Here is a 23,925-nt window from a genome sequence, read left to right as displayed (position 1 = left end):
CCGATTCTGCCGCAGCCGCCGGGCCCTGTCAGGCCGCTGCAGCGGCCTTGGCCTCGATCGCGGCCAGCGCGGCCGGCCAATCCCAGGCGGTATCGGCGGTGACCATGCGCGGTTCGTCGTCGGCCACGCCATGCTGGGTTTCATGCGCCCAGGTGACCGCGTACGGGGTGTGGATGCCCCAGCCGCCAAGGGTGACCACCGGCTCGATATCCGAGCGCAGCGAATTGCCGACCATCACGAACTGCTGCATCGGCAGGTCGAATTCGGCCAGCACGCGGGGGTAGGTTTCCGGGTCCTTTTCCGAGACGATCTCGATGCGCGGGAACAGCTCGCGCAGGTTGGCCACGTTGATCTTGGCTTCCTGGTGGAACAGGTCGCCCTTGGTGATCAGCACCACCGGGTAAAGCTCGGCGATGGCCGCCACCGACTCGCGCACGCCGTCGATGAGATCCACCGGGTGGCGCAGGGTGTCATGGCCGATGTCCAGCATGCGCTGGATGTCCTTGGCGTCGATGCGCTGGCCGGTGATGTCGATGGCCGCTTCGATCATCGACAGGACCATGCCCTTCACCCCATAGCCGAACACGGCCAGGTTGCGCTGCTGCACTTCCAGCAGGTGGCGGGCGGTCTGGGTGTCGTGCACATCGACGTAGCGCGACAGCAGGTCCAGGTAATCCTGCTCGGCCTTGCGGTAGTAGTCCTCGCTCTTCCACAGCGTGTCGTCACCGTCAAAACCGACCAGGCCGATGGCGCGCGAGCGCGCAGGCGTGGAGGCGTTCATGCGACAAGGATACAGCGCTGGCGAAGGCAACAAAAACCCGGGCGGCCAACGCCGCCCGGGCCCCATGCACCGGTTGCCCCGAACGCAACCGGATCCGTTCAACCGGTTCTGGTCAGGCGGCGATCAGTTGCCACCGCCGGCACCCGCACCCGCCCCGGCCTGCTGGGCGGCCACGAAGGCCTTGTACTCGTCGGCGCTGAGCTCGCCGTCCTTGTTGGTGTCGGCCTGGTCGAACACCTGGGCCAGGCCCGCGTTCACCTGTGCCTCGGACTTGCTGATGGTGCCGTTGCCATCGGTATCGATGCTGGCCCAGGTCTGGCCGCCGCCACTGGCCTGTGCCTGCGCCGATGCAGCCGCACTGGAGGCCTGGTCAGCCGCCTGGCCCGCCTGGGCTGCCGACTGCTGGGCCTGCGCCGCCTGATTCTGTGCCTGGGCTGCCTGCTGCTGGGCGGTCTGCGCCATGGCCGGGACGGCCAGCACACTACCGGCGGCAACGATCAGGGCGAGCAGGGGCTTGCGGTTGCGAATAGTCATCAGGTGGATCTCCTTTGGGTGGTGGAGCGCGGGGTGTTGTCTCCGCACGGCACCTACCCTGCCACCGCGTTTCTGAATCGATTTTGGGCTGCAACCGGCGTGAATACACCTCATTAACCACTCGCCCCGACGCATGCGTTAGCGCGGTGGTTAGGGCAAAGTGAGCGCTCCATAAGGCGAGCATTCAGCGCGGACGGATTTAACCGGCACGCAACGAAAAACCTGCGTCAATCGACGTTCTGCGCAGATGACCGCGAACTGAACAAGAGCCATCCCAATGCAACACCGGAGAGCGCACCGGCGATTTCCAGCACCACGCGGCTGCCCAGTTCGTTGGGGTCGTGGATGGTGGAGAGGAAGATGCGCGCATACAGCGGCGATTCCAGCCGCACGATGCCCATGTAGAACAGCTTCCACATATCGATGCCGGCGGAGATGGCCACCGCGAACACGCAGGCCCAGCCGATGGCATGGCCCATGGACCAGCGGAACACGCGGCACAGGTGATGCCAGAGGAAGTACACCAGCAGCCCGACCAGCAGGGCGATGGCACCGGCTTCGAGCGAGCCGAGCAGGCCGAAGTGCAGCGGAAGGTTCATGCGGGTGGGCAGTTGGGAGGCGGTAGTGAGTGTAAGGGTATCGGCAGGGCTTGCAGCCCTGCACCTGCAGAAGCCAGAGCCGAAGCAACAGCAAAAAGCTGACATTCCGTGGGATGGCGGGGCACTGTGGGTGTGCGGGGACGCCGTGAACCCGTCCCTGGGGGCTTGGTCGCCGCATCCATGCGGCTCACACCCCGCAAACCCACAGTGCCCCGCCTTCGACAGTTGGCCGGCGGCTTTTGGTGGGTGCCGACCGTTGGTCGGCACATCTGTCAGATCTCAAAATTCTTCTGGGGTCAGAGCCCGTTGCGAAGCAACGGGATCCGACCCAGTGCCGACCAACGGTCGGCACCCACCAGAGCAGAACGCCGTTCCAACAGGTCGCGAAAAACTGTCGAAGGCGGGGTGGGTCCGGTTGAGGGGGCGTGAGCCGCATGGATGCGGCGACCGAGCTTACATGGACGTACTTGCAGCGTCCCCCTCAACCGGACCCACCCCGCCATCCCACGGAATGCACGCATTTGACGTTGAAGTTGACGTTGATTCGGCAGGTGCAGGGCTGCAAGCCCTGCAAAAAACCTCACCTCACGGGAAAATCGTACGCGGTGCCGGCATCCGGCTCCGGCTGCAGCGTGTAGTGCCACCACTCCTGCGGGTAGTTGGCAAACCCTCGCCGCGCCATCGCCTGCAGCAACCGCTGCCGGTTCCCGCGCTGCGCCGCCGTCAGCCCCGCCGCGTCGGTATGCGCGCGTACGCCGAAGAAATCGAAATCCGTGCCCATGTCCATCACCACGCACGCGCCGGCCCGGCAATCCAGCAGCCCCAGGTCCACCGTCGCCCCCCGGCTGTGCCCCGAGCGCGCGGCGATGTAGCCATCGGCCAGCAGCCGCGGCTTGTCCAGGCCCGGGTACTGCAGTGCCTTGCGCGACTGCTCATGCGAATCGTTCACCCAGGCCATGAAGGCCTGCACCGAACGCACCGGGCGATAGCAGTCGTAGATACGCAGCGCGTAACCCTCCCCACGAAGATCACGCTCCACCGCGGCCAATGCCTTCGCCACCGGGGCCAGCAGGTAACACGAGGGCGCCTCGTAACCCGGCACGCGGGCGCCGGTGAAGTTGTTGCGGCCGGCGTAGCGGATGTCCATCTCGATCTGCGGGGCCAGCGTGCGGATCTCCAGCAGGCCGGCGCTGGCCGCATCGGTGGCCGGCGAGATGCGCGGTGGCTCAGCGGCGTGCGTGCTGCCCGCCAGGGCAATCGCCAATACGAGTGAAATGCAGGTCCTGGAAGTCATAGCTGAAGTCGATGTCCGGATCGATGGCGCGCAGCTGCAGCGTGGGCGGGTCACCGTCACCGGGCTGCAGCCATGCCTGCGCGGATGCCTCCAGCGTATCCCAGTGCAACCGCCACCGGCGCCCTTGCTGCATCACGGTCGCAGCCAGTTTCGGCGAGCGCAGCACCTCGAACCGCAGCGTGCCCGCAACCGGGCACAGCGTGGCCTCGCCCAGCCAGGGATCACGGTAGCGCCCCTGCTGCGCCTGCAGCGCGCCGGCACCGGCGGGCGCGATCGGATCGAGATACTCATCAACGTGGCCGATCACATCGGTCCGGCTCCGCTCATCGGCCAACGCCTGCAGATAGCCCAGCGCCGTCTGGCCCTCGGCAGGGGCGGTGAAGCGCTTCAGGAGCGACTGCATCAGCACCGTGCGTGCATCCTCGCCCTCGCCGTTCATCAGCATCACCGCGCCCACCCTGCGGTCCGGCAGCAGGGCCAGCGAGGAGTACATGCCCGACAGCGTGCCGGTGTGCGCCACCTTCCACTGCCCGTCCATGTCCGAAACACGCCAGCCATAGCCGTAACCCATGAAGTGCGCGTTGTCCCAGCGGCGCTGCCGCTCGCCCAGCGGCAGCGGCATGTGCAGGGTCCACAGCGTGCGCCGCTGGTCGCTGCCCAGCCAGCCGGGCACCAGCGCGGGGTCCAGCAGCACCTGCATCCAGCGCGTCATGTCGCGCAGCGAGCAACGGATGCCACCGGCGGCCATCGACGTCAGGTCGGGACTGGTCGTGCCATCGGCGTTGATCACCACGTTGCGGCCCTTGCGCCACGCATGTGGCTGGGCCACGTTGCCCACGCGCTTCACCGACCATGCGCCCACCTGGCAGCGGTCCATGCCGAGCGGTTCGAATACCTGCTCGCGCAGCAACTGGTCATAGGGTTTGCCGCCGGCGGCGGCCGCGACTTCACCGGCCACCACGTACATCAGGTTGTCGTAGGCGTAGCCGCTGCGGAAGCTGCTGACCGGCTTCAGGTGGGCCAGGCCGGCGATGATGTCCGCGCGGGTATAGGCGTTGGGCTCCGGCCACAGCATCAGGTCGCCGGCGCCCAGGCCAAGGCCACTGTTGTGGATGAGCAGGTCCCGCACCTGCATGTGCTCGCCCACCCACGGGTCATGCATGGTGAAGCCGGGCAGGTGCTTGCGTACCGGGTCATCCCAGCGCAGCCGGCCCTGCTCCACCAGGCGCGCCAGCAGCGCGGCGGTCATCGCCTTGCTGTTGGACGCGATCTTGAACAGCGTGTCTTCGTCGATGCGGCCGCCATCACCGCGCGCGCCTTCGGCGTGCTGGTAGACCACCCGCCCCTGCTCGACCACGGCCATGGCCAGCCCGGGCAGATGCGCGTGCTGGACCACGGCGGCGACATCGGCATCGATGGCGGCGGTGGCCGCCGCCGGGAAAAGCCACAGCGCAGCGACGCAGCCGTAGAGTCGAGCTTGCTCGACTGAACGACGTCCGGCAACCCGCAAAAAACAGTCGAGCAAGCTCGACTCTACCGGGCTGCGGGCAACCCGCGAAAAGCAGTCGAGCAAGCTCGACTCTACCGGGCTGCCGGTCAGAAGTTCCACGTCACCACCAGCTGCGTGTAGCGCGGCGCCTGCCAGCGGGTGCCCGTGGCGAAGGTGGCTTCGCGGTACTGGCCCGGCTGTGCTTCGTAGCGCTGGTGCACGTTGATGGTCTTCTGGTTGTTGGTCAGGTTGTACACCGACAGGCGGGCGCTGAGATCGATGCCCTCCACCGGCAGGCGCCAGGTCACGTTGGCCCCCATCGTCCAGGTCCACGGCAGGCGACCGAACGCGCCGCGCGGGCTGTACTCGAACTGGCGCTGGTCGTACGGCCCGGAGCAGTTGGCCACGCACAGCCAGCCGGTGCCGCCGCCACTGCCTTCGCTGGAGGTGCTGCCGCCGGCAATGGTGTCGTTCGGCCACATCACGCCATAGGCGGTGATCGGGCCGCCGGACTGCACCTGCAGCGTGGTGCCGAACGACCACTGCTTGTTCAGCGCATAGGCCGCGCGCAGCTTTATCTGGTGGCGGAAGTCGTTGAACAGCACGCCGTAGCGTTCATTGGTGGCCGGGTGGTCCCAGTACTGCACCATGCCGGTGTCGCCGTAGTTGGTATCGGAGTTCACCGGGCCTTCGAAGTTGCCATCGCTGCGCGACCACAGGTAGGAGGCATTGAGCATCCACTTCTCGTCCCAGGCGCGATCAATCTGGAATTCCAGGCCCTTGTAGGTGCGCTTGGGCTTGGAATAGCCGATGACCTCGCCGCTGCCGCCCTTGCGGTAGCCGCTGTTGGCGGTGTCGATGGTGATCCAGCCTTCGGTGGCGCAGCCGATGCTCTGGTCGCCCCACAAGGTCAGGCTCTCGCCGGGGTTGCCGATCGGCCACAGCGTGCTCGGCGTCGGGCCGCACGGGGTGTAGTTGATGCGGATGTCATCCAGCGCGCGGGTCATGCGCCGGTAGGTGGCGTTGACGCCCCACGACCAGGCCGCGTTGATCATGCTCTGGAAGCCAAGGATGTACTCGTCCTGGTAGACCGCCTTCAGGTCGCGGTCCACGCTCTGCCGCAGGTCGGCGCCGCCGGTGTTCATGCGGGTGTCGGTCGGCCCGATCTGCGCGCCGATGATCGGTGCCATGTACGCCGAACCGGTCGGCGAAGTCTTCTGCTCCCAGCCTTCCAGCACGTAGTAGCTGTATTCGTCGGTGAGGCCACCGGCAAAGTTGACGTTGATGTTGTTGGTGACCGGCAGGTAGTAGCGGCCCGCGTTGCCGAACAGCTTGGTGCTGCCATCGCCGCGCATGTCCCACGAGAAGCCCAGGCGCGGGGCGAACAGGTCATCCATCTTGATGAACGCCTTGCCCTCGGCCGTGCGGTTCTCGAAGCGGTCCCAGCGGATGCCGAGGTTGAGCATCAGGTTCGGGGTGATGTTCCAGATGTCTTCCAGGTAGAAGGCGTTGGCCTCGGTCTCGAACTTGCCGCCCGACTGGCGGTTGCGCGCGCGCAGCATCTCGGTGACGCCGGCCGGCACAAAGGCGTTGGCGCCGTCCCACACTTCATCGCCGGGCCGCGCCACGTAGGCGGTGTAGCTCAGCGCACTCGGCCCGGGGTAGCGGGTCGACTGGTCGGTGGTCATCAGCTCGCGGTCGAGGCCGAAGCGCAGCAGGTGGTCGCCCAGCTGCCATTCGAAATCCAGGCGCGCCACATCGCGGGTGTCATCGCGCTCGGCCACGGCCGTGCCGGTGGGATGGCAGCCGGGACGCAGGCCCTGCAGCTTGCCCAGGCGCGGGCCGTAGGTGCTGTCGGTGAACACCGGGCTGCAGGCCTGGTCCAGCGACGAGTTGGTGAACGCGCGCTGGTTGTTCTGGCCGACCATGGCGCGGGCGGTGAAGTTCTGCCCGAAGTGGCCGGTATAGGTGGCCGACCAGTTGCGGCCGCCGGTCTCGGTGATGGAATCACCGCCCCAGGCGCCGATCCGGTCGTCATCCCAGTCGTAGCCGTAGGACGCGTTGGTGACATCGCCCTCATCGGAGAACGCCAGCAGCGCCAGGCTGTGGTTGTCGTTGATGTTCCAGTCCAGCTTGGTGCCCCAGAAGCCGTTGCCGGAAGTGTTCTTGAACCAGGTGCTGCCATCGGACGAGGTGTTGTGGCCGCGGTCGTCGCGGTCTTCGTACATGGCGAACAGGAACAGCGTGTCCTTGATGATCGGGCCCGAGCCCCAGACGTTGGTCTTCAGGAACGAGTTGTTGTCACGGCTGCCATAGGAATGCGCGGTGCCGTCGCGATGGAAGTGGTCGCGTCCACTGGAGCGCCCGGCGCTGGGCTCGACGGTCACTTCCACGCCGCCCTCGAATTCGTTGCTGCCCGACCGCGTCACCGCGTTGATGACGCCGCCGGTGGAGCGGCCGAATTCCACCGAGTAGCCACCGGTCTTGACCTGGAATTCGTTGAAGAAGGCGAACGGCGCGGTGCTGAAGCCACGCCGCGTGTACATGTCGGTGACGTTGAGGCCGTTGATGAACACCGCGTTCTCGGCCACCGATGAACCGGCAAAGGACAGGCCGCCGAACGAGGAGTTGCCGCCGACCACGCCCGGCGCCATCAGCGCCACGGCGGACAGATCCTGCGCCACCGGCAGCCGCGAGATTTCCTGGCGGTTGATGTTGAACGAGGTCTCGGTGGAATAGACATCCACGCGGTTGACCACGCGCGTGCCGGTCACCTGCAGGGCATCGAGGTTGGTCACGCCGCCGGCGCTGGCCAGGTTGACCGTGGTGGTGCCGCCCACCGCCACGCTGACGGCGACCTGGTCACCCAGGTTCTGGCCCTCGCGGCTGAGCTGCAGCTGGTAGTCGCCTACCGGCAGCTGGCCAAGGCGGTAGCTGCCATCGGCGCCGACGGTGACGGTGCGGGTCAGCCCGGTGCTGCTGCTGACCACGGTGACCTGGTCACCGGCCGTCGCCCGGCCGGCCACGGCGCCGCTCACGTTCTGCGCCATCGCCATGCTGGGCAGCATGATGCCCAGACACGCCCCGAGGGCGACGCACAACGCCGCCCGCTTGATGCTGTAAGCCTTCATCCCCTGCTCTCTCCTGCAAGAATTGAATGGTGTGGTGGTGGAGGTATCGCGCTAGCGTTGCCCGGACGGCAGTACCCGCCACTGGAGGTCATAGCCCCATTGGTCGAAGTACAGATTGCCGCCCGCCCACTCGGCCTCGCCGCGCTGCGAGTCGACCGTTTCCGAGCGGTAATGCTGTTTGGCCGGCACGAACGGCTGGCCGAAATCATCGTTGAAGGCGATGCGGTAGCCATCGAGGCCACCCAGGTAGAAGTCGCGCAGCGCCGGCGTTTCGCTGGCCAGCGCGCCGGTGGTCACGTCCATCGGCAGCCATCCATACGGCGCCAGGTAGACCGCACCCCAATCGTGCAGGTTGTTGTAGCCGCTGCCGTCGTCGGAGAACACCATGCCCGACTGCCAGCGTGCGGGAATGCCGTTCATGCGCAGCAGCGCGATCAGCAGCAGGGTCTGTTGGCCGCAGTCGGCATGGCCGGCGCGCAGGGCGTAATCGCTGAGGTTGCTGAGGGTGGAGTATTCGCGGGCACCCGCCCACGGGATGCGGTCGACCGCGGCGTACAGCCTGCGCACCACTTCATACGGGCGCGTCTCGCCCTGCAGCACCTGCTCGGAGAACAGTTTCAGCGCCGGGGTGAAGCGCACATGCGGCAGCTGCTCGGCCAGGAACGGATGCAGCGCCGGGTCGGCCGGCGTGGGCTGCACCTTGGCTGGATCGATCGAGGTATGCCGCGCGTAGAGGGTGACCGCGTAGTGCACTTCGAAGTGTGTTGGCTGCCCCGCCACCGCCCGGGCTTCCATATAGGCGGTGCGCTGCAGGGTGCTGGCCGGGGCCACGCGCGCCTTGCCCGGCGTGCTGCCCAGCCATTGCACGCGTTCCTGCTGGCCGGGAATTTCGCGCGGGTACGGAATCCACGCGCGGATGGTTTCACCGGCCGGCACGGCATCGGCCTTCACCGTGAGCGACTGGGTAAAGGCAATGCGCTGCGGCAGCACCGAGGCCTGGCCCTGCTGCGCGGCGGCCGCAACCACGCGCGCGTGGTGCGCGTTGAGCACTTCGTTCGGGCCCGGCGCTGGCATCGGCGCATCGGCGCGACGGCGGGCGCGCGCTTCATCGCTGAGCAGGAACAGGTTGGACGGCGCACGCTTGAAGTACCAGCGGGTGCCGTCGATATCCAGGTGTTCGATCAGGCCGAGCTGATCCCAGCGCGCGAACTCGGCATCGGTCAGGTCGGGAATCCAGCGGCGTACGGCGGATTTCGCTGCGGCTTCGTCCAGGCTGAAGTCCAGGCGGATGCGGCGCATGCGCTCGCGCTGGTAGGCCGCCGTGGCGGGCAGGTCGCCGCGCGCCAGCTGGTCTTCGGCCTGCGCGAAACGGCCGCTGTCGACCAGGTCGACCAGCCGCGTTTCGCCGGCAGCCTGTTGCTCGGCCTCCTGTGCGCCTGCCACCCACGGCCACAGCAGCAGCGCGGCACACAGGCCGGCGGCGGCAGGCAGACGCGGTTTGCGAACGGCGGGATCCACAGCGACACTTCCCCAGCGCGGGTGGTAACGGCTGTGTAACACGGGCCGGAGAGAGGGTCAATTATTTATTCTTGCTTTCGTGGGTGAAAGGAATAAATATTCCAAAGCAGTCCGCCAACAACCGGAGCCCGTGCGGGATGGAACAGACTCACCTGCGTTGCCCCCAGTGCAGCGCGACGTTCGTACCGGCTGCCGCAGGCCTTGCGCTGCTGCAGCAGTCCCGCGCCAAAGGCATGCGCCTGGTGATGATCGAATGCACCCGCTGCGGCAGCTATGGCGATTTCGATCCGCAGACCGGTGAGCGCCCGCCGGCCAGTACCGCCGACGCGACACCGGCCATCCCCTGCCCGGAACCCGGCTGCGACGGCCTGGTCAGCCATGTTGAAACCCTGCGCCCGCCGATCTGGGGCTGCGGCCACTGCGGCACGGTCTGGGCCGACCGCGCTGCACTGGATGCGCAGATCGCCCAGCAGGCGCCGGCCGCGCCGTAGAGGCCAGCACGGGTCGCCGCCACATGTTCCAATGGATTCGATAGGGAGCGTTGCGCATGAATCGATCGATCGCTGCACCCCGGCACTGGCCGCGCCGCTTCACCCTGGCCCTGTGCCTGCTGGCCGCACCGGCCTTTGCGCAGGCCCCCCGCGCACCTGATCCCGGCGCGCCGCTGCCGTATGTGATCGGCCTGCACGAGGCCTACCTGACCCCGCAGTACTGGGCCGCGCGGCTGGACAACGCCGATACCCCGATCCTCGACCGCACGCAGATCAACGCGCAGAACGCGCGCATGCGCAGCCAGGACGCGCACATCCAGGACATCGCCGCCCTGCCCGCGCAGCTGACCGCCGCGCAGGTGCGCGCCAGCATCAGCGCGCTGTCGGCCTGGCCGACGCGGGCCCTGTACGACGACCAGGGCCAGCCCATCGCGGCAGCGCTGCGCGCGTCGATCGAGGCCAACCTGGGCGTGACGGCCATCGCCGCACCGGTGGCGCCGCAGTACGGTCTGGTGGTGAAGCGCGCGGCATTGCGCACCTTCCCCACCCGCCAGCGCGTCTTCAGTACCGCGGGTGATACCGATATCGACCGCTTCCAGGAATCGGCGCTGTTCCCCGGTGACAAGGTGGCCGTGGTCCATCGCAGCGCCGATGGCCGATGGCTGTTCGTGCACAGCGAACGCTACAGCGCGTGGATCGAAGCCGAATCGGTGGCCACCGGCGAGAAAGCCAGCGTGCTCGGCTACGGCGCGCAGGGCCCCTACCGCATCGTGACCGGCGCAGTGGCGCATACCGCGTTCACCCCGGAGGAGCCGCGCGTGTCGCGCCTGCAGCTGGACATGGGCGTGCGCCTGCCGGTGCTGGCCGACTGGCCCGCCGCCGCCCCGGTCAACGGCCAGCAGGCACATGCCGCCTGGGTGGTGCAGCTGCCGGTACGCGAGGCCGATGGCCAGTTGAAGCTGGTGCCCGCGCTGCTGCCGCGTTCGCAGGACACTGCCGCTGATTACCTGGCGCTGACCCCGCGCCTGCTGCTGCAGCAGGCCTTCAAGTTCCTCGGCGAACGCTACGGCTGGGGCCACGACTACGACACCCGCGACTGCAGCGGGTTCGTGTCCGAGATCTACCGCAGCTTCGGCGTGCTGCTGCCGCGCAATACCAGTGCCCAGGCGGTCAGCCCGGCGCTGAACCGCCTGCCGTTCACCGAAAAGGCCGGCAAGGCCGCGCGCGACCGCGCCGTGAGCGCGCTGCAGGTGGGCGACCTGGTCTACATCCCCGGCCACGTGATGATGGCCATCGGCCACGTCGACGGCCGCACCTGGGTCATCCACGATACGGCGGGCGGCAGCTGGTCCGGTGCCGACGGTAAGCGCGTGCAGGCCCACCTCAATGGTGTCTCGGTCACCCCGCTGGAGCCGATGATGGCCAGCGATACTGTCCGCTACATCGACCGCATCACCAACATCCAGCGCCTGCGGGCGAAGACTGCCGAATGAAGATCACCGCCATCGAACTGGGCATGCTGCGCGTGCCGCTGAAGACACCGTTCAAGACCGCCCTGCGCACGGTGGAAACCGTGGAAGACGTGGTGGTGCTGATCCGCACCGACACCGGCAACACCGGCTACGGCGAAGCGCCGGCCACCGCAGTCATCACCGGTGATACGCACGGCTCGATCATCGAGGCGATCCGCCACTTCATCGCCCCGCGCCTGGTCGGGCAGGACGTGGTGAACCTCAACCACCTGTGCACGCTGGTGCAGACCGCCATGGAGCGCAACACCAGCGCCAAGGCGGCGGTGGAGATCGCCCTGTACGACCTGTGGGCGCAGCTGCATGGCGCACCGCTGTACCAGATGCTGGGCGGTGGCGATCCGGTCATCACCACCGACATCACCATCAGCGTGGACTACATCGACAAGATGGTGGCCGATTCGCTGTCGGCCATCGAGCGCGGCTTCGAGTCGCTGAAGATCAAGGTGGGCAAGGACATCGGCCTGGACATCGAGCGGGTCAAGGCCATCCATGCCGCCGTGCAGGGTCGTGCGCTGCTGCGCCTGGACGCCAACCAGGGCTGGACCGCCAAGCAGGCCGTGCATGCCATGCGCACGCTGGAGGAAGCCGGCGTGGTGCTGGAACTGCTGGAGCAGCCGGTAAAGGCCGCCGACATCAGCGGCCTGAAGTACGTGACCGATCGGGTCAACACGCCGGTGATGGCCGACGAAAGCGTGTTCAGCCCAAGCCAGGTGATGGACCTGATCCAGCAGCGCGCGGCCGACATCATCAACATCAAGCTGATGAAGACCGGCGGGCTGTCCAACGCGATCCGCATTGCAGACATCGCCGGCATCTACGGCGTGCCGTGCATGATCGGCTGCATGATCGAATCGAGCATCAGCGTGGCGGCCGCGGTACACCTGGCGGTGGCCAAGAGCGATGTGATCACCAAGGTCGACCTCGATGGCCCCTCGCTGGGCCAGTTCGACCCGGTCAGCGGCGGTGTACATTTCAACGAATCGGAGATCAGCATCAGCGACGTACCCGGGCTGGGCATCACCGAAGTGCGTGGGCTGGAGATGCTGGGTTGACCCGCGCAGTCGAGCATGGCTCGACTCTACAAGGGCCGCGCCCCGGTAGATCCACGCCATGCGTGGATGCACCTGCTTCTGCTCCACCCCGTAACCCCTTCGCGGCTGGCACGCGCGCGATCTGTCCGGGGGCGGGCGAGTGGGGCTTGCGGGGGTGTCCGCCGCATGGATGCGGCGGCCAAGCCTACACGGACGTACTTGCGGCGTCCCCCGCAATCCCCACCCGCGCGACCCACCCCATAATCCGCTCCACGCTGCCAGCCGCAACGCGCCTACCCACGCCCGGACGCCCCGCATGCCGCCCCTGCTGAAAATCCGAACCGAGCGCGGGCAGATGTCGGCCATCGAACGCCGCATCGCCGATTTCATCCTCGACAACGCCCACCTGCTGCGCGACTACTCCTCCCAGCAGCTGGCCAGCGCGCTGGGCATCAGCCAGTCCAGCGTGGTCAAGTTCAGCCAGAAGCTGGGCTTCAAGGGCTACCCGGACCTGAAGTATTCCATCGGCCAGGACGTGGCCCGCGCCGGCGCCGACCCGCAGCAGGCCCCCAGCGAACCGGACAACGGCGATCACTACCTGCGCCTGGGCGATGCCCTGCGCCGCAGCAAGGCCCAGGCCGAGGAAGAAACCCGCCAGGCCAACCCGCGCGAGGAGATCGAGCGCATCGTGCAGCTGCTGGACGGCGCGCCGAAGCTGTTCGTGTACGGGCTGGGCGATGACGGCCTGTTCGCCCGCGAGTTCGCCATGCGGCTGTCGCTGCTCGGCCTGCTGGTGGTGCCGCACACCGATCCGGTCCTGCTGCTGGCCAACCTGTCGGCCGCGCGCCCCCGCGATGCCCTGCTGGTGTTCTCCGAATACGGCAACCTGCCGCAGCTCTCGCAGCTGTCGCGGCAGTTCCAGAACATGGGCGGCAGGGTCGTGTCGATCACCCGCCACACCGCCAACCCGCTGCGCGCGCACGCCGATGCATCGCTGGTGGTGTGTGCCTACGACCGCACGCCGCAGGTGGCGCAGCTGCTGTACCGTAGCGCCATGCATGCCCTGCTCGACTTCCTGTTCGTGCTGCTCTGCCACGCCAATCCAGATCGCCAGCGGCAACTGGCGGTGAACCTGGAACGCATTGACCACCTGCTCGATTCCTGACCGGAGCGCCTGCTGATGAAGCCGCTGTCCCGCCTTGTCACCGCTGCGCTGCTGCTGGCCGCGTCGCTGTCCCTCCACGCTGCGCCGCTGGATGGCGCGCGGCAGTTGATCGTGGTCACCAGCGAGGGCTGGGACAGCACCCAGGGCCAGCTGCAGGCGTTCGTGCGCGACGGCAAGGGCTGGCGCGCACAGGGCACGGCCTTCCCGGTGGCGCTGGGCCGCAGCGGCAGCGCGTGGGGCCTGGGCCTGCACCCGGCGCAGGGCGATGGCCCGCAGAAGCAGGAAGGCGATGGCCGCAGCCCGGCCGGGGTGTTCGCCCTGGGCAGCGCGTTCGGCTATGCCGGCACACGCCCGCAGACCGCAATGCCCTACCAGCCGATGCTCGACAGCAGCTACTGCATGGACGTGCCGGCCTCGCCGTTCTACAACCGCATCGTCGATGCGGCCAAGGTCGGCCGCGCGGCCGTGCAGGGGTCCACCGAACCGATGCGCCTGGACCTGCACGACAAGGGCGACGTGCGCTACCAGGAAGGCTTCGTGATCGCGCACAACCCGCAGAACCAGCCCGGCAAGGGCAGCTGCATCTTCGCCCACCTGTGGCGCCAGCCCGGTGAGGCCACTGCCGGCTGCACGGCCATGCCGCAGGCACGCATGCAGGCACTGCTGGACTGGCTGCGCCCGCAGGACACGCCGCGCTTCGTGCTGCTGCCGCGCGCCGAGTACACGCGCCTGCAGGCGCAGTGGCAGCTGCCCGCGCTCGCCGGAGCCAGCCAGTGAGCGCGCAGGACGAACCGCAGCTGCAACGTGCGGTCAGCCGCTGGCAGATCGTCGGCCTGTCCATCAACGATGTGGTCGGCAGCGGCATCTACCTGCTGCCCGCCGCCACCGTCGCCCTGCTCGGCCCCTTCAGCCTGTGGGGCGTAGTCGCCGCCGGCATCGTCGTGGCCCTGCTGGTGCTGTGCTACGCGCAGGCCGCCAGCTACTTCGATGAACCCGGCGGCAGCTACCTGTACGCGCGCGAAGCATTCGGCCGCTTCGCCGGTTTCGAGATCGGCTGGATGATCTGGCTGACCCGCATCAGTTCGGCTGCGGCACTCAGCAATGCGCTGGCCGATGCGGTCGCGCGGTTCTGGCCGTGGGCCGGTGCCGGCATGGGCCGCATCGCGGTGATCGTGGTGTCGCTGGGCTTCCTCACCGGGGTCAACATCATGGGCGTGCGCTCGGCGGCGCGCACCGGCATCGTGCTGGTCATCGGCAAGATGCTGCCGCTGCTGCTGTTCGTGGCCATCGGCGCGTTCTACATCGACCCGAAGCTGGCGTTCTCCGGCCAACGCCCGGACCCGCACGACCTGCAGCGCATGGGCGAAGCCGCGCTGCTGCTGCTGTACGCCTACGCCGGTTTCGAGAACATCCCGGCCGCCGCCGGCGAATACCGCAACCCGCGCCGCGACATCCCGTTCGCGCTGATCACCATGATCGTCACCGTCACGGTCATCTACGGCGCGGTGCAGCTGGTGGCGCAGGGCACGCTGGCCGGCCTGGCCAGTTCGGCCACGCCCCTGGCCGATGCCGCCGCCGGTTTCGGCGGCGAGGCGCTGGCGCTGATCCTCACCGTCGGCGCGACCATCTCCATCCTCGGCACCAACAGCAACACGATGATGATGGGCCCGCGCTTCCTGTTCGCCCTCGCCCGCGATGGCTACGGCCCGAAGGTGCTGGCGCAGGTGCATCCGCGCTTCCGCACGCCGGCCGCGGCAATCTTCTGCCAGGGGCTGATCGCGCTGGGCCTGGCCCTGACCGGCTCGTTCGTGCAGCTGGCCCTGCTGTCGATGACCACGCGCCTGTTTGCCTACATCGGTACGGCGGCGGCGGTGTTGGTGCTGGCCAAGCGCTATGCCGACCGGCCCGGCGCGTTGAAGCTGCCCGGCGGTCCGCTCATCCCGGTGCTGGCACTGTTGCTGTGCGTGGCGCTGTTCGCCAGTGCCAGCTGGCAGAACATCGCCGCTGCGCTGGTCGCCTTCGCCATCGGTGCGGTGATCTACCTGCTGCCGCGCAAGGCCGACGCGACCTGATCTTCACGCAACCGGCCCGGGCGGTTAACCGCCGCACGGGCACCATCAGGCTTCGTCCACCACGGAGCCCGACCGATGAGCCCCGATTACCAGATTCCCGGCCGCGTGCCGGATGACAGCACCCCGCGCGAAACCATTTCCGACTACTGGCGCGACCGCTACAGCGCCGAGCCCTATTACGACGCCAGCCTGCTGTTCGATGACTACGAGCCGGCCTACCAGGTCGGCCATGCGGCGCGCTTCCACGAGACCCGCGCCGACCAGGTGATCCGCGCCTACGAAGAAGTGGAGCGTGAGCTGGAATCGCGCTGGGCCAGCGATCGTGGCCGCAGCCGCCTGGAGTGGGAACAGGCCCGCGCGGCAGTGCGCCGTGGCTGGGATGAGGCGAACACGGTGGACCCGCGCCTGGGGCGCCTGGGCTGACACGCCGCGCCACTGTAGAGCCGAGCCCATGCTCGGCTGCTTCTACCTTTGCGGCCTGAGCCGAGCGTGGGCTCGGCTCTACAATTCCAGCCTGAGCCGAGCATGGGCTCGGCTCTACAAACCAGCGCTCAGTCCTGTTCCGGCAGCGGCGGCATGGCCACCTTGCGTGCTGGTTCACCGCCATTGGCGGCAATCAGGTCGCGGGTGTTCTTCTGTACCGCCACCGCACCAAACAGCGACAGCGCGAACGCCATGCCATAGAAGCCCTTCTCGCTCAGGGCCAGCGTCGCGTTCCACAGGCCGACCAGCAGCAACAGCAGCGAGGCCAGCAGGGCAAACCAGCACAGCGCGTAGTAGAGGCCACTGACCGGAATGTCTTCCACCCGGTCGCGCACGCTCTTCTGCAGCGACACCGCCGCGAACAGGCCGAACAGCAGCAGGGTCAGGTAGTAGCCCTTCTCGTTCAGGGCCATCTCGGCATTGAACAGGCCGATCAGGTAGGCCACCGCGCCCAGCAGCAGGGCCACCCAGGAGGCGGCGATGAACGCGGGCGAAGGCTTGGAGACGACGGTCGGATGCATTGCGGTTCCTTGGCGGGCAACGGGCACGCTTTGCCCGGATGGCCCACCGTAGTCGATCAGCCGCGCGCCGCACAGGGGGCAGCAGGACCTTTGGACCACGCCCCGTGCAACCGCAGTGGTGTACAACGGGGCTTGGCCATCCGCATCCCCACCCTGGAGATACCCATGACCCCTCTTTCACACCGTGCGCCCCTGCTGCTCGCCATGGGCCTGCTGCCCATCCTCGCCACCACCGCCTGCAGTGCCGCCGGTCCAGACGCGACAACCGCTGCGCAGGCCACGCCTGCAGCGGCCAGTGCCGACCAGCGCCCGTTCACCGCCGCCGAGGTCAGCCGTTTCGACCAGCCGTGGGCGATGACCTTCCTGCCCGATGGCAGCCTGCTGGTCACCGAAAAGCGCGGCAAGCTGCAGCACCTGGACCTGGCCAGCGGCCAGAAGCATGAGATCACCGGCGTGCCGAAGGTGGCCTACGGCGGCCAGGGCGGCTTCGGCGATGTCATCCTGCATCCCGACTTCGCCCGCAACAACGTGGTCTATGTCAGCTACGCCGAAGAAGGCACGCTCGATACCCGCGGCGCGGCCGTGGCGCGTGCCACCCTGGCGCTGAACGCCGATGGCGGCGGTGCGCTGAAGGATCTGAAGGTGATCTGGCGGCAGACGCCCAAGGTCAGCGGCCAGGGCCATTACGGCCACCGCCTCGCCTTCGGCCCGGACGGCAAGCTGTGGATCAGCTCCAGCGAGCGGCAGAAGTTCGATCCGGCCCAGGACATGAGCGGCAACCTCGGCAAGATCATCCGCCTCAATGACGATGGCAGCGTGCCGGCGGACAATCCGTTCGCCTCGCAGGGCGGCGTCGCCGCCCAGGTCTGGTCGCTGGGCCACCGCAACGTGCTGGGTATCGCCTTCGACGCCAACGGCAAGCTGTGGGCGCAGGAAATGGGCCCGGCCGGCGGCGACGAACTGAACCTGATCCAGCGCGGTGCCAACTATGGCTACCCGATCGTCTCCAACGGCGACCACTACGATGGCCGCCCGATTCCCGACCACGACACGCGTCCGGAATTCGCCGCACCGAAGGTCACCTGGAACCCGGTGATCTCGCCGGCCGGCCTGATGTTCTACAACGGCACCCTGTTCCCGCAGTGGAAGGGCAGCGCCTTCATCGGCGGCCTGTCGTCCACCTCGCTGGTGCGGGTGGCCTTCGATGGCGAGAACGCGCGCGAAGCCGAGCGCTTCAACATGGGCGAGCGCATCCGCGAAGTGGAACAGGGCCCCGATGGCGCGCTGTGGCTGCTGGAAGACGGCAGCAAGGCCCGCCTGCTGAAGCTCACTCCGAAGGCCTGATGCCGGTAGTGCCGGCCGCTGGCCGGCATTGCGTTGATGAAACGGCCCCGCATCATGCGGGGCCGTTCGCGTTTACTGGATGGTGCCGACCTTCACTTCGGTGCGGGCGCAGGCCTTGTCCAGGCACTCGCCGGTCAGCCACACCTGGCCATCGCCGATCATCACGCCCTGCTGGTTGACGAAGACCTTGCTGAACTCCTGCCCGGACATCGCCTTGACCACCGCCGGGGTGATGATCTTTTCGTAGTTGCGCTGGAACTCGCCCGGGCCGGTGATCTTCTTGCCACCGGCGATGTTCAGCGGAAAGCGCACTTCCTCCACCACGGCAGCACGGTCACCGCCGACCACGGCGGTCTTGAATGCGTTGAACACCTTCTCGTACTGCGCGGCATCGCCCAGCACGCTGTCGATGCGCGCGCGCGCATCGCCTTCATCGGCGGTGGCGGCGGGTGCAGGAGTCTCGCTGGCGTGTTCGGCAGCCGCCTGCGGCGCTGCAGCCGGGTCAGGCGTGGTGCTCGCCGCAGCTTCGGCCGGCGTGGAGCCGGTCATCGGCGGCGGTGCATCCGCCGCGGGCTCGGCCGGCGGTGCCGGCTGCGAACAGGCGGCCAACAGCAGGGCCGGAATCAGGAAGGCAATCTTGCGCATGCGCGGGCTCCATCGAATGAATGCCCCGATGGTAGCGCCGGGCCATGCCCGGCGTGTTTGCCATGGGTGAGGACGCCGGGCATTGCCCGGCGCTACCACTCCGCGGTCAGGCCTTCAGCAGCTCGAACTGCACCGCTTCGCCAGCGGCCGACGAGGCGCACACCCACACGTCGAACTGGCCCGGCTCGGCACGCAGCACGCCGTCGCGGCCGGTGAATGCCAGCTGCTCGCGGATCAGAGTGAAGCTCACATCGGTCGACTCGCCCGGCTGCAGGGCAACCTTGCGGAAGTCCTTCAGCTCGCGCACCGGCCGCACGCGGCTGGCCACGCGGTCGTGGATGTACAGCTGCACCACTTCCTCACCGGCCACGGCGCTGGTGTTGGTCAGCGTGGTGGTGACGGTCAGGGTGTCGTCCCAGCCCAGCTGGGCCGCGCTCAGCTGCGGCACGCCGTAGGCGAAGGTCGCATAGCCGATGCCGTGGCCGAACGGGTACAGCGGCTCGTTCGGAATCTCGCGCCAGCGCGCCTTGAACTCCGACATGGTCGGCAGTTCCGGGCGGCCGGTACGCGGGTGGTTGTAGAAGTACGGCTGCTGGCCGGACACCTGCGGGAAGCTGACCGGCAGGCGGCCGGACGGGCTGTAATCGCCGAACAGCACATCGGCCACGGCATGGCCGGTCTGCGTGCCCAGGTACCAGGTGACCGCCACGGCATGCGCGTTGCGCACCGCGCCCTGCAGGGCCAGCGCGCGACCGTTGCGCAGCAGCACCACCAGCGGCTTGCCGGTCATCGCCACGGCCTCGGCCAGCGCCTGCTGTGCCGGCGGCAGGGTGATCTCCACGCGCGACTGCGCTTCACCGCTGTAACGCTGCGGTTCGCCCAGTGCCAGCACCACCACGTCGGCGCGCAGTGCAGCGGCCACGGCCGCTTCGGTGCCACCCGGAATCGCCGCTTCCAGCTCGCTGCCCGGCACGATCTCCAGCAGCGCTTCATCGCCGATGGCGGCGCGCACGCCGGTTTCCAGGTCCACGTAGCGCTGCTTGTCGCCGAACAGGGTCCAGCAGCCTTCGATGTTCTCGCGGTCCTGCACGAACGGGCCGATCAGGGCGATCTTCTGCCCGGTCTTCTGCAGCGGCAGCACGTTGTCGCGGTTGTTCAGCAGCACGATCGAGCGGCGCGCGGCATCGCGCGACAGCTCGTCATGGGCAGCGATGTGCGAGGTGTCCGCTTCGCGCGCCGGGTCCAGCGAGCGGTACGGGTCGTCGAACAGGCCGATGGTTTCCTTCAGCCACAGGATGCGGCGCACGCCTTCATCCAGCACGGTCATCGGCACGTCGCCGCTCTCGACCAGGCCCGGCAGGTGTTCGGCGTAGAAGCCGCTCTGCATGCTCAGGTCCAGGCCGGCGGTGAAGGCCTTGGCGGTGGCGTCGCGGTCGTCGGCGGCATAGCCGTGCGCGACCAGCTCCATGTCGGCGGTGTAATCGGAAATCACCACGCCCGGGAACTTCCACTCACCGCGCAGGATGTCGGTCAGCAGTTCGGCGTTGGCGCTGGCCGGCACGCCGTTGATGTCGTTGAACGAGGACATCACCGTGATCGCGCCAGCGTCGAACGCGGCCTTGAACGGCGGCAGGTGCACGTCGCGCAGGGTCTGCGGCGAGATGTCCACCATGTTGTATTCCATGCCGGCCATCACCGCGCCATAGGCGGCGAAGTGCTTGGGCGTGGCCAGCAGCGAATCGGCGGCGCGCAGGTCGCCGCCCTGGAAGCCACGCACGCGGGCAGCGGCAAAGGCACAGCCCAGCACCACGTCCTCCCCGGCACCTTCGGCACCACGGCCCCAGCGCTGGTCGCGGGCGATGTCCACCGCCGGTGCGTAGGTCCAGTGCAGGCCGGCGGCGGTCGCCTCGACGGCGGTGGCACGGGCGGTGCGCTCGGCCAGGTCCGGCTCGAAGCTGGCAGCTTCGCCCAGCGGGATCGGGAACACGGTACGCATGCCGTGGATGACGTCGGCGGCCAGGATGACCGGGATGCCCAGGCGGCTTTCCTCGGTGGCGACCTGCTGGATGCGGCGGCCCAGCTCGGCGCCCACGCCGTTGAACAGCGAGCCGACCTTGCCTTCGCGCACCTGCTGCAGCACCTGGTCGGCGTTGCGCACGTTGGCTTCCGGGTTCACGTCCGGGGCAAACGGGCGGACCATGTCCGCGAAGACACCCAGCTGGCCGACCTTTTCCTCGACGGTCATCTGGGCAATGAGGGATTCGATGCGATCGGAGGCCACCAGCTGTCCTTATGAAAACGTTTACAAGCCCGGCATTCTAGCGTTCCCGGGCCATTTGGCGAGAGGTTTCGTCATTCAGTTTCGTGCGCCCGCCCACAGTCTGGGCGGCCCATACGGGGGCGGACGCGAGGGTGGAGCTTACTCCGACCCGGCCAGTGAGCGCTGCCCCGCCATCAACATGGCGTCGCTGGAGGCCTGGAACACCCGCAGGCCAAAGGCCGGAAGAATCGCCAGCAGGTGGTCGAAAATGTCCGACTGCACCGCCTCGTACTCGCCCCAGGCGGTGCTGCGGGTGAAGCAGTACAGCTCCAGCGGCAGGCCCTCGGTGGTCGGCTGCAGTTGGCGCACCAGCAGGGTCATGTCCTGATGGATGCCGGGGTGATTGCGCAGATAGCGCTCCACATACGCGCGGAAGGTGCCCAGGTTGGTCACCCGGCGGCTGTTCACCTCGGCCACGCCCTGCTCGCGCAGGCGCCCGTTCCACTGCTCCAGCTCCTGCGCCTTGTCGCGCAGGTAATCGCCCAGCAGGGCAAACTGGCCCAGCTGCTGCAGCGCGTCCGCGTCCAGGAAGCCAACGCTGTGCTGGTCCAGGTACAGCGCGCGCTTGATCCGGCGGCCGCCGGCCTCCTGCATGCCGCGCCAGTTCTTGAACGACTCGGTCACCAGCTTTTTGGTCGGGATGGTGGTGATGGTCTTGTCGAAGTTCTGCACGGTGATGGTGTGCAGGGCGATATCGATGACATCACCGTCGGCGTTCTGGCTGGGCATCTCGATCCAGTCGCCCAGGCGCACGCGGCCATCGCCACTGATCTGCACGCTGGCCACCAGCGACAGGATGGTGTCCTGGAAGATCAGCATCAGCACGGCGGTGGCCGCGCCCAGGCCGGTTACCAGCGGGCCGATCTTCACCCCCAGCAGGGTGGCGACGATGGACAGGCCGGCGGCCACGAACACCACGATCTTGACCACCTGCAGGTAGCCCTTGATCGGCTTGTTGCGCGCATCGGGCTTGCGTTCGTACAGGCTGTTGGCCGCATCCAGCGCGTGCGAGAACGCCAGCGACACGGTCAGCACCGCCCACACGATGCACAGCTTTATGATGACGTTGACCAGGCCGGGCGGGAGGTCGGGGATCAGGACGATGCCCGAGGCGATCACCTGGCTGGGCACCACGTTGGACAGCCGCGCGATCACCCGCATCAGGTGGCTGCCGCGCCCGGATTCCGCGCCGGGCAGGCGCTGCAGCAAGCGCCGCAGGCCGCGCACCAGGATGCGCTTGGTCAGCCAGTTGGCCAGGCCGGCGGCGACCAGCAGCGCCGTGATCATCAACGCCAGATAGGCGCCGGGATAGGGTTCCAGTGTCATCTGCAGCTGTTCCAGCCACTGTACCGCCACCACCGCATCCACCATCCTTCATCTCCTTCTTTAGTGCTGTTGGGGTTGCCGGCCAGCGGCCGGCACTACCGGGGCTTGCCGGCCAGCGGCCGGCACGACCGGTCAGTCGCGAGAGCGCTCGATGATCACGCCCACCGCGCGCGCACCGCGCACCGCACCGGGCTTGCTCAGCTTCAGGCGCAGCCACTTCACGTCGAACTCGTCCAGCACGATCTGCGCGCAGCGCTCGGCCAGGGTCTCGACCAGGCCGAATTCCGATTCGCGCACGAACTGTTCCAGGCGCTTGCTCACCGCCTTGTAGTTCAGGGTGTGGGCGATGTCATCGGACGCGGCCGGGCGGCGGTTGTCGAAGCCCATTTCCAGGTCGAACACCAGGTCCTGCCGGATCCGCCGTTCCCAGTCGTAGATGCCGATCAGGGCGTCGATCGTCAGCCCTTCGATGAAAACCTTGTCCATTGCGGTTACCAGCCGGATACAGGTGGCCATGGTAACGGCACGGCGGTGACCCTGCCCGGAACGGGCGGTGGCGTGGGTGGTGGCGGGAAAAACAAAGGGCCCCGCTAGCAGGGCCCTTTGGTACTACCGTTTGTCCCCGGGGGGAGCTGTTGAACAGCCGCGAGTCCCGGTGGCGCAGTATTTGAAATTGAAGCAGGTCAGGCCTGCTGATCAAGAGGCGATTACGACTATGCCGGTGCCTCAAAAGACAAAGGGCCCTGCTAGCGGGGCCCTTTGGTACCTCTCAACGTCCCCAGGGGAAGCTGGAATCCAGCCGCGAGTCCCGGAGCACACGCCGCAAGGTTAGGAGCGCCACCCAGCCCAGTCAATTGGCAAATGCGTCACGGCAGACGACCGGGTGAAAAACCGAGCCGATACACAAAAATCACTGACGATCATGATGCCGTTTCCTGATGTTCCTGCCTCGTTCCCAGAGTCAAGGTGAAGCCACGTTCCCAGGGAGTGAGTTGATGAAGGAAAGCAGGATCCTGCAGGCAGCGCTATCCCGGCAAAGATGGTCGACCTACGAGCGCATTGCTTCGCGTTGCGTAGTCGATCCAGCCACGCTCTATGCTTGGAACATGCAGATGTGTGCTGCTCTCCTGCCACCGTTGCACATCTGCGAGGTCGTGATCCGCAATGCAGCCGCTATGGCGCTGGTGCATCGTTATGGTCGATGCTGGCCTTGGCATCCAGCGCTACTGCGCAGCCTTCCTGCCGAAGGCGCGCTTGCCTCGCTATGCGATGTCCGCGGCAGCGCCGGAGCTCCGCGGGATGTACCGGAGGTCATCGCCAAACTGCGATTCGGCTTCTGGCAGCAATTGTTCGCTCGACGGTTCGAGCATTCGATCTGGGCCGGGACCATGAGCCTGGCGCTGCCACACGCACCCTCGGCGCCGCTGTCCGTCCTGCGTCGGTCCATCCATGCCGACCTCGACCGCATCCGCCACCTGCGCAACCGCATCGCCCACCACGAACCCATCCTCGAGCGCGACCTCGGTGCCGACCTGGCCGCGATCGGGCGGCTGATCCATGCGCGCTGCCCGCATACCCTGGGGTGGCTGCAGCGCCATGAGCGGGCGACGACGGTATTGGCTGCGTCGCCGCTGGGTGCACGCCCGTGA

Annotated in this window: 21 protein-coding genes; 9 read left to right on the top strand and 12 right to left on the bottom strand. The window is 67.6% G+C overall.

Annotated elements, in window-relative coordinates; translation table 11 throughout:
- Positions 1 to 28: 28 nt before the first annotated feature.
- From C1926_RS06415 to C1926_RS06385, 7 genes are all read right to left on the bottom strand, one after another.
- Positions 29 to 781, bottom strand: coding sequence for an HAD family hydrolase (locus C1926_RS06415; RefSeq protein WP_108758623.1), 753 nt, complete (start codon positions 779 to 781; stop codon positions 29 to 31).
- Positions 782 to 904: 123 nt separating this feature from the next.
- Positions 905 to 1,315, bottom strand: coding sequence for an EF-hand domain-containing protein (locus C1926_RS06410; RefSeq protein ID WP_108758622.1), 411 nt, complete (start codon positions 1,313 to 1,315; stop codon positions 905 to 907).
- 227 nt (positions 1,316 to 1,542) lie between these two features.
- Positions 1,543 to 1,914, bottom strand: a complete 372-nt coding sequence (locus C1926_RS06405) for a hypothetical protein (protein ID WP_108745791.1) — start codon at positions 1,912 to 1,914, stop codon at positions 1,543 to 1,545.
- A gap of 580 nt (positions 1,915 to 2,494) precedes the next feature.
- Positions 2,495 to 3,208: a M15 family metallopeptidase gene (locus tag C1926_RS06400; protein ID WP_108758621.1), complete on the bottom strand. Its 714-nt coding sequence runs from the start codon at positions 3,206 to 3,208 to the stop codon at positions 2,495 to 2,497.
- Positions 3,141 to 4,658, bottom strand: a complete 1,518-nt coding sequence (locus tag C1926_RS06395) for a serine hydrolase domain-containing protein (RefSeq protein WP_108760638.1) — start codon at positions 4,656 to 4,658, stop codon at positions 3,141 to 3,143. The genes C1926_RS06400 and C1926_RS06395 overlap by 68 nt, the downstream gene beginning before the upstream one ends.
- A 146-nt stretch (positions 4,659 to 4,804) precedes the next feature.
- A complete protein-coding gene (locus C1926_RS06390; protein ID WP_108758620.1) occupies positions 4,805 to 7,828 on the bottom strand; it encodes a TonB-dependent receptor in 3,024 nt (1,007 codons plus the stop codon).
- Between the two features lie 51 nt (positions 7,829 to 7,879).
- Complete coding sequence (locus C1926_RS06385) at positions 7,880 to 9,346, bottom strand: transglutaminase-like domain-containing protein (RefSeq protein WP_108758619.1); 1,467 nt, start codon at positions 9,344 to 9,346, stop codon at positions 7,880 to 7,882.
- A gap of 137 nt (positions 9,347 to 9,483) precedes the next feature.
- Here C1926_RS06385 and C1926_RS06380 point away from each other — a divergent pair, with 137 nt between their 5' ends.
- From C1926_RS06380 to C1926_RS06350, 7 genes are all read left to right on the top strand, one after another.
- Positions 9,484 to 9,837, top strand: a complete 354-nt coding sequence (locus C1926_RS06380) for a hypothetical protein (protein ID WP_108758618.1) — start codon at positions 9,484 to 9,486, stop codon at positions 9,835 to 9,837.
- 56 nt (positions 9,838 to 9,893) lie between these two features.
- Positions 9,894 to 11,330 (top strand): SH3 domain-containing protein, encoded by a 1,437-nt coding sequence (locus tag C1926_RS06375; protein ID WP_108758617.1) that lies wholly within the window; start codon positions 9,894 to 9,896, stop codon positions 11,328 to 11,330.
- Positions 11,327 to 12,421 (top strand): dipeptide epimerase, encoded by a 1,095-nt coding sequence (locus C1926_RS06370; protein WP_108758616.1) that lies wholly within the window; start codon positions 11,327 to 11,329, stop codon positions 12,419 to 12,421. Before C1926_RS06375 ends, C1926_RS06370 begins: the two co-directional genes overlap by 4 nt.
- A 295-nt stretch (positions 12,422 to 12,716) precedes the next feature.
- Entirely contained in the window at positions 12,717 to 13,565 is an 849-nt protein-coding gene (locus C1926_RS06365) for a MurR/RpiR family transcriptional regulator (protein ID WP_108758615.1), read from the top strand.
- 15 nt (positions 13,566 to 13,580) lie between these two features.
- A complete protein-coding gene (locus tag C1926_RS06360; protein WP_108758614.1) occupies positions 13,581 to 14,342 on the top strand; it encodes a L,D-transpeptidase family protein in 762 nt (253 codons plus the stop codon).
- A complete protein-coding gene (locus tag C1926_RS06355; RefSeq protein WP_108758613.1) occupies positions 14,339 to 15,637 on the top strand; it encodes an amino acid permease in 1,299 nt (432 codons plus the stop codon). The genes C1926_RS06360 and C1926_RS06355 overlap by 4 nt, the downstream gene beginning before the upstream one ends.
- A gap of 75 nt (positions 15,638 to 15,712) precedes the next feature.
- Positions 15,713 to 16,060: a hypothetical protein gene (locus C1926_RS06350; protein WP_079220385.1), complete on the top strand. Its 348-nt coding sequence runs from the start codon at positions 15,713 to 15,715 to the stop codon at positions 16,058 to 16,060.
- A 128-nt stretch (positions 16,061 to 16,188) separates the two neighbouring features.
- On the opposite strand, the gene yiaA is transcribed toward C1926_RS06350, so the two are convergent.
- A complete protein-coding gene (gene yiaA / locus C1926_RS06345; protein WP_108758612.1) occupies positions 16,189 to 16,641 on the bottom strand; it encodes an inner membrane protein YiaA in 453 nt (150 codons plus the stop codon).
- A 165-nt stretch (positions 16,642 to 16,806) separates the two neighbouring features.
- Between yiaA and C1926_RS06340 the strand changes: the two genes are divergently transcribed.
- Complete coding sequence (locus tag C1926_RS06340) at positions 16,807 to 17,985, top strand: PQQ-dependent sugar dehydrogenase (RefSeq protein ID WP_108758611.1); 1,179 nt, start codon at positions 16,807 to 16,809, stop codon at positions 17,983 to 17,985.
- 72 nt (positions 17,986 to 18,057) lie between these two features.
- Here C1926_RS06340 and C1926_RS06335 read toward each other — a convergent pair whose 3' ends face one another.
- The 4 genes from C1926_RS06335 to folB form a co-directional block, all read right to left on the bottom strand.
- Positions 18,058 to 18,630 (bottom strand): hypothetical protein, encoded by a 573-nt coding sequence (locus tag C1926_RS06335; protein ID WP_108758610.1) that lies wholly within the window; start codon positions 18,628 to 18,630, stop codon positions 18,058 to 18,060.
- Positions 18,631 to 18,736: 106 nt separating this feature from the next.
- Positions 18,737 to 20,911, bottom strand: a complete 2,175-nt coding sequence (locus C1926_RS06330) for a glycoside hydrolase family 3 N-terminal domain-containing protein (protein WP_108758609.1) — start codon at positions 20,909 to 20,911, stop codon at positions 18,737 to 18,739.
- A gap of 138 nt (positions 20,912 to 21,049) precedes the next feature.
- Complete coding sequence (locus C1926_RS06325) at positions 21,050 to 22,321, bottom strand: mechanosensitive ion channel domain-containing protein (protein WP_108758608.1); 1,272 nt, start codon at positions 22,319 to 22,321, stop codon at positions 21,050 to 21,052.
- A gap of 87 nt (positions 22,322 to 22,408) precedes the next feature.
- Entirely contained in the window at positions 22,409 to 22,762 is a 354-nt protein-coding gene (folB, locus tag C1926_RS06320; protein WP_025878255.1) for a dihydroneopterin aldolase, read from the bottom strand.
- Positions 22,763 to 23,271: 509 nt separating this feature from the next.
- On the opposite strand from folB, the gene C1926_RS06315 reads away from it, so the two are divergent.
- Complete coding sequence (locus tag C1926_RS06315; RefSeq protein WP_108760637.1) at positions 23,272 to 23,925, top strand: hypothetical protein; 654 nt, start codon at positions 23,272 to 23,274, stop codon at positions 23,923 to 23,925.

Origin of the sequence: Stenotrophomonas sp. ZAC14A_NAIMI4_1 (assembly GCF_003086915.1) — a bacterium.
Classification (GTDB): Bacteria; Pseudomonadota; Gammaproteobacteria; order Xanthomonadales; family Xanthomonadaceae; genus Stenotrophomonas.
The sequence above is the reverse complement of the archived record's forward strand: the minus strand, read 5'-3'. Positions and strand labels throughout refer to the sequence as shown.